This is a genomic window from Isoptericola sp. NPDC019482 (assembly GCF_040632295.1).
In the GTDB taxonomy this organism is placed as follows: domain Bacteria; phylum Actinomycetota; class Actinomycetes; order Actinomycetales; family Cellulomonadaceae; genus Isoptericola.
Genome location: NZ_JBEYBQ010000072.1, coordinates 1 through 5,413 on the forward strand (window position 1 = coordinate 1; position 5,413 = coordinate 5,413).

Below are 5,413 nucleotides of genomic sequence, written 5' to 3' on the forward strand. Positions count from 1 at the left end.
CCGACAGATCCGGTTCAAGACCCGAAGTCAGTCAGGCGGAGGGTCAGGAACGACCCGCTGCGGGGCTCGACTACATCATCCTCACTGTCAGGCGGCGACGGCGGCCGGCTCGGCGGCAGGGCCGACCGGGTCGGGGCGTCCCTTGTCGTTGCGCATGAGGAAGCTCGACGCCACCAGGACGGCGAGCACGACGACGCCCATGACGAGGTACGACTGCGAGAAGCCGATCGCCTCGTACGACAGGCCGAACACCCACGAGAAGATGAAGACGCCGACCTGCTTGGCCGTGTTGAAACCGATCATGTAGGCCGTCGCGGAGATCCGGACGTCGAACATCCGGGTGATGTACTTCATCACCGAGACGAGCATGAGCGGCATCTCGATCGCGGCGAGAAGCCGCCACAGGATGAGCGCCTCCGTCGAGGTGAACAGTGCGGAGCCGACGACCCGGACCACGAGGACGAGCGCGAAGATCTGCAGTCCCCGCTTCGCGCCGATCTTGTTGATGATGAACGGCATCGCCACCATGACGGCGGCCTCGAGCAGGATCTGCACGAACACGACGCGGGAGAAGAGCACCTGCGGGTCGAGGCTGCCGACCACGTGCTCCCCGAAGTAGATCGCGAACTGCTGGTCGAAGACGTCGTACAGGGCCGCGGTACCGAACATCAGGACCATGAACCCGACGAAGGAACGGTTGCGCAGCAGATGCTTGACCGTGTCCTTCGAGACCTTGGGACGCTCGCTCGCCTCCGTTCCGGCGCCGGCGCCGTCGCCGGCGGCCGTCTTCGGGGTACGGGCGGCGAACAGGAGCGCACCGAGCACGATCGCGGAGAAGGTGCCGACCCACCAGATGTTGTCCGGGTTGGCCGCCCAGATGAAGCCGCCGACCAGGGAGGCGGTCGCACCGGCCAGCGAGCCGAAGAGGCGCACGTGCCCGTACTCGAACCCGTTGGCGCGCGAGCCACGCTCGTTGAACGCCTCGACCACCCCGACACCGGAGTTGAGCACGAGCGACAGGAAGATGCCGCCGACGACGGCGCCGAGCACCTGGTTGAAGGAGACGATCGGCGGGAAGACGAACGCGAAGAACGGCCCCATCAGCGCGCCCATCACGACGACGAACACGAAGAGGTTCTTGCGGAACCCGAGCCGGTCCTGGATGTAGCCGTAGAACGGCTGCAGGCACAGCGCCGTGAGCGCCATCATCGAGTTCAGCAGCCCGATGTTGCCCTCCGACATCCCCACCTGGTCCTTGAGCCACGGGCTCAGGAACGTGAAGACGAGCTGCCAGCTCGCGAAGTAGAAGAAGAACAGGCCGCCGTAGTTCCAGAAGGCGAGCTTCTTCAGGGAGTCGCGGGCGCGGGGCTTGGTGGCGCCGTCGGGCGTCGCGGTGGTGGTGCTCATCAGAATGCTCCGTCGGCGGGAAGGACGTCGGTCGAGGTCGGGGTGGGGCGGGTGTCGGGCACCGGCGTGCCCCACACGGGGTTGCCGTCGGCGTCGAAGGGCAGCACCTGCGCGCGGGCGTGGCGGTTCGGGTCCCACAGCGGGTCGCCGGAGATCTCGGTGTAGGTGCGTGCGTGGTAGACGAGGACGGCGTCGCCGTCGGGCGTCTCGGTGAACGAGTTGTGGCCGGGCCCGTACTGGCCCGCGGACGGGTCGGAGACGAACACGGGCTCGGTGCTCTTGGTCCACGACGCCGGGTCGAGGAGGTCGTCGTCGGCGTCGGCGGTGAGCAGGCCCATCGCGTAGTCGATGCCCGTGGCAGCGCCGGAGTAGGTGAGGAACACGCGGCCGTTCCGCACGAGAACCGACGGGCCCTCGTTGACCCAGAACCCCTTGGTCTCCCAGTCGAACTCGGGGCGCGTCAGCTCGACCGCCGGGGTGGCGAGCGTCCACGGGTTCGCCATGCGCGCGATGTAGAGGTTGGAGTGGCCGCGCACCGTGAGGTCCTGCTGCGCCCAGACGAGGTACTGCTCGCCGTCGAGCACGAAGCTCGTGGCGTCCAGCGCGAACGACTCCCAGCCGGTGTCGACCTGGCCGCGCTCCACCCACTCCCCGTCGAAGGGGTCGTCGGCGGTGTTCTCCAGCACGAAGACGCGGTGGTTGAACGTCTCGTTCTCGCTCGGGGCGTCGACGGTGCCGTGGTCCACGGGGGCGGCTGCGTAGTAGATGTACCAGGCGCCGTGCACGCGGTGGATCTCGGGGGCCCAGATGAGCTGGGACTGCGGACCGGTGGCGTGCCGCTCCCAGACCGTGACCTCCTCGGCCTTCTGCAGGTCCTCGAGGCGGTCGGCGCGGCGGAGCACGATGCGGTCGTACCGCGGGTGCGAGCCCGTGAAGTAATAGGTGCCCTCGTGCCGGAGCACGCACGGGTCGGCGCGCTGCAGCACGATCGGGTTGACCGTGACCTGGTCCGTCATTGGTGTCTCATCCTCCGGTGTCCTGCACTGGTCCGGCAGAGCGCATCGAGCGCTGCTCCACAGAGAATGTAAACGATGTAAACCAGTGGCCGAAGTGACGTCCGCGACGTCCGGGCCCGGAGCGGCGCCATGACCTGGACGAAGGGGCGCGCGGTGTGACGAGGCCCACGCCACGGACCGGGCCGTGGGCGTCAGGGCGCGACGACGAGTCCCAGCGCCTCGGCGACGACGACCGCCTGGACCGGGTCCACGACCGCGCCCTGCAGTCGGGCCGCGCGCGGGTCGAGCGCCGACAGGTCCGTGCCCCGCAGGACCGCGCCGCGCAGGTCGACGTCGCCCAGCTCCGCGCCGGACAGGTCGACACCGATCACCGTGGCCCCCGACAGCCGCGCCCCGTCGAGGTCGGCCTCGCGCATCCGCAGGCCCTCGAGGTGGACGCCGTCCAGCGCCGCCCGCCGCAGCGTGACGAACGACCAGTCGCCGCGCTCGGCCCGCAGCAGCTCGAACCGGCAGTCGTCGAAGCGGGAGCCCACGAGCTTGCATCCCTCGAACGCCGCGTCGAACAGGTTGGCGCGGCTGAACGTGCACCCCGTGAACGCCGAGTCCCGCCACACCGACGCGTTGAACCGCACGCCGCGGAACGTGCACTCGTCGAACGCGGCGCCGGTCGCGGTCACCTCCGTGAGGTCCACCTCGACCAGCTCGACCCGTTCCAGCGTGACGCCCGACAGGTCCCGCCCGTACCAGTCCTCGCCCCGCACGGTGCTCCCTGGTTCGATGCTGCCGGGGTCGCTGCCGTCCGGCTCGATCGCTCGCATCCCCGGACCGTACCCGCGGCTTGCGACACTGGTCGGGTGCCCGACACCCTGCCCGACATCACGTCGCCCCGAGGTCTGCTCCTGACGCCCGGCGCGGGCGCGAGCCGCGACCACCACACGCTCGTCGCGGTGGAACGACGGCTGGCCGCGCTGGACCCGCCCCTGCCCACCGAGCGGGTCGACTTCCCGTACCGGCTGGCGGGCAAGCGGGTACCGGACCGGCCGCCGGTCGCCGTCGCGCACCTGCGCGGTGAGGCGGAGCGGTTCGCCGGGACGCTCGGCGTGGGCACGGACCGGCTGCTGCTGGGCGGCCGGTCGTACGGCGGCCGCATGTGCTCGATGGCGGTGGCCGAGGGCCTGCCCGCCGCAGGCCTGGTGCTGCTCAGCTACCCGCTGCACCCACCGGGCAAGCCCGAGAAGCTGCGTGTCGAGCACTTCGGCGACCTGGCGGTGCCGGTGCTGTTCGTCTCCGGCGACCGCGACCCGTTCGGGAGCCCCGACGAGCTGGCCGAGCACGCCGCCGCCATCCCCGGCCCGGTCACGACCGTCACGCTGCCCGGCGCGCACGACGTGCGCGGCAAGGACGACGACGTCGCGGCCTCCGTCGCGGACTGGGCACGCACGCTCTGACGCGCTCGTCCCCGCGGATGTCCACCGATGCGCGCTTTTGTCCGCTCGCGCTCGACCCGACCCTTCGGCCTGCCAGCATCTGTCGCGTCACGACCGTCGTCCGACGGCACATGTGTGCAAGGAGGCCCTCATGTCCACGAGAAAGCTCCGACGCTCCGGCGTCGCGTTCCTCGCCGTCGGCGCTGTCGCCGCCCTCGGCGCCTGCAGCGGCGGCGACGGCTCGGCCGACGGCGGCGAGGACGTCACCCTCACGTTCGCGTGGTGGGGCGACGCGTCGCGCGCCGAGCGGTACGAGAAGGCGATCGACCTGTACGAGGAGAAGAACCCGCACGTCACGATCCAGTCGTCGTACGCCTCGTTCGCCGACTACTGGACGTCCCGGAACACGGAGGCCGCGAGCGGCAGCCTCCCGGACGTGTTCCAGATGGACGTCAGCTACCTGTCGCAGTACGGCGGCACCGGGCAGGTCGCCCCGCTCGACGAGTTCGTCGACGACGGCACGATCGACATCTCCACGTTCCCGGAGACCGTCATGCCGGCCGCGAAGGTGGACGGCAAGCTGGTCGGGATCCCGACCAGCACGGGCGGCATCGCGAACTTCTTCAACACCGGGCTGTTCGAGGAGCTCGGCGTCGACGTGCCCGAGGGCGACCTCACCTGGGACGAGTACGACGCCGTCCTGTCCCAGATCGGCAAGGCCGGCGCGGACCACGACCCCGCGGTGGCCGGCTCGACGCAGTACACGCAGATCTGGACGGTCTTCGAGATCTGGCTCGCCCAGCAGGGCAAGTCGCTCTACACCGCCGACGGCGCGCTCGGCTTCACGGAGGCCGACCTCACCGCGTGGTGGGAGCGGGCGACGCCGCTGTTCGAGGACGACGGGTTCATCGACCCGAAGCGGCAGGAGCAGCTCAACGGCGCCGACGTGCTGGGCTCCGGCGTCACGGCGAGCGAGCTGAGCTTCTACAACTTCCTGGTGCGCTTCTCGGAGGGCAGCGCCGGCGCCGAGTTCGCGATGACGCTGCCGCCCGCCGACGACCCGGGCAACCGCGGCCTGTACCTCAAGCCGTCGCTGGAGCTGTCGATGTCGGCCAACACCGAGCACCCGGAGGAGGCGGCGAAGTTCATCGACTTCATCGCCAACGACCCCGAGGTGAGCACGGAGTTCGGGCTCTCGCGGGGCGCCCCGATCTCCCAGCCCGCGCTCGACGCGCTCGAGGTGGAGGGCCTGGACCAGCAGATCCTCGACTACTGGGAGCAGCTCTCCGAGGTGGCGGGCGACACTCCCCCGCCGCCGCCCGAGGGCGCCGGCGCCGTCGAGGTCGAGTTCACGCGCATCGCGCAGGACATCGGCTTCGGCACCACCGCCCTCGACGACGGCGTCAAGGAGTTCTTCTCCATCGCGCCGGGGATGCTGGGCTGATCACCCCCCATGCATCGAGCGTGCTGACTTGATCCTCAAGACCGCGTCTTGAGGGCCGGTCCGTGTGGTTGATCGCGACCAGGGTGCCGCCGCGCCACACCGTCTCGACCCCCGGCACC

Annotated in this window: 5 protein-coding genes; 2 read left to right on the forward strand and 3 right to left on the reverse strand. The window is 70.2% G+C overall.

Annotated elements, in window-relative coordinates:
* Positions 1-87 precede the first annotated feature (87 nt).
* From ABZ493_RS21650 to ABZ493_RS21660, 3 genes are all read right to left on the reverse strand, one after another.
* Positions 88-1,407 (reverse strand): oligosaccharide MFS transporter, encoded by a 1,320-nt coding sequence (locus tag ABZ493_RS21650; RefSeq protein ID WP_430584180.1) that lies wholly within the window; start codon positions 1,405-1,407, stop codon positions 88-90.
* Positions 1,407-2,423, reverse strand: coding sequence for a family 43 glycosylhydrolase (locus tag ABZ493_RS21655; protein WP_430584181.1), 1,017 nt, complete (start codon positions 2,421-2,423; stop codon positions 1,407-1,409). Before ABZ493_RS21655 ends, ABZ493_RS21650 begins: the two co-directional genes overlap by 1 nt.
* A 191-nt stretch (positions 2,424-2,614) precedes the next feature.
* Positions 2,615-3,241, reverse strand: a complete 627-nt coding sequence (locus ABZ493_RS21660) for a pentapeptide repeat-containing protein (RefSeq protein ID WP_430584182.1) — start codon at positions 3,239-3,241, stop codon at positions 2,615-2,617.
* Positions 3,242-3,298: 57 nt separating this feature from the next.
* Here ABZ493_RS21660 and ABZ493_RS21665 point away from each other — a divergent pair, with 57 nt between their 5' ends.
* Together ABZ493_RS21665 and ABZ493_RS21670 are read left to right on the forward strand one after the other, a co-directional pair.
* A complete protein-coding gene (locus ABZ493_RS21665) occupies positions 3,299-3,871 on the forward strand; it encodes an alpha/beta family hydrolase (protein ID WP_430584184.1) in 573 nt (190 codons plus the stop codon).
* Positions 3,872-4,001: 130 nt separating this feature from the next.
* On the forward strand, positions 4,002-5,294 hold the full coding sequence (locus tag ABZ493_RS21670) for an extracellular solute-binding protein (RefSeq protein WP_430584183.1): 1,293 nt from the start codon (positions 4,002-4,004) through the stop codon (positions 5,292-5,294).
* Positions 5,295-5,413: the final 119 nt, after the last annotated feature.

Bases quoted from the DNA above. Each gene is read 5' to 3' on its own strand.
- ABZ493_RS21650 (WP_430584180.1), bottom strand. From the start codon at position 1,407: ATGAGCACCACCACCGCGACGCCCGACGGCGCCACCAAGCCCCGCGCC.
- ABZ493_RS21655 (WP_430584181.1), bottom strand. From the start codon at position 2,423: ATGACGGACCAGGTCACGGTCAACCCGATCGTGCTGCAGCGCGCCGAC.
- ABZ493_RS21660 (WP_430584182.1), bottom strand. From the start codon at position 3,241: ATGCGAGCGATCGAGCCGGACGGCAGCGACCCCGGCAGCATCGAACCA.
- ABZ493_RS21670 (WP_430584183.1), top strand. From the start codon at position 4,002: ATGTCCACGAGAAAGCTCCGACGCTCCGGCGTCGCGTTCCTCGCCGTC.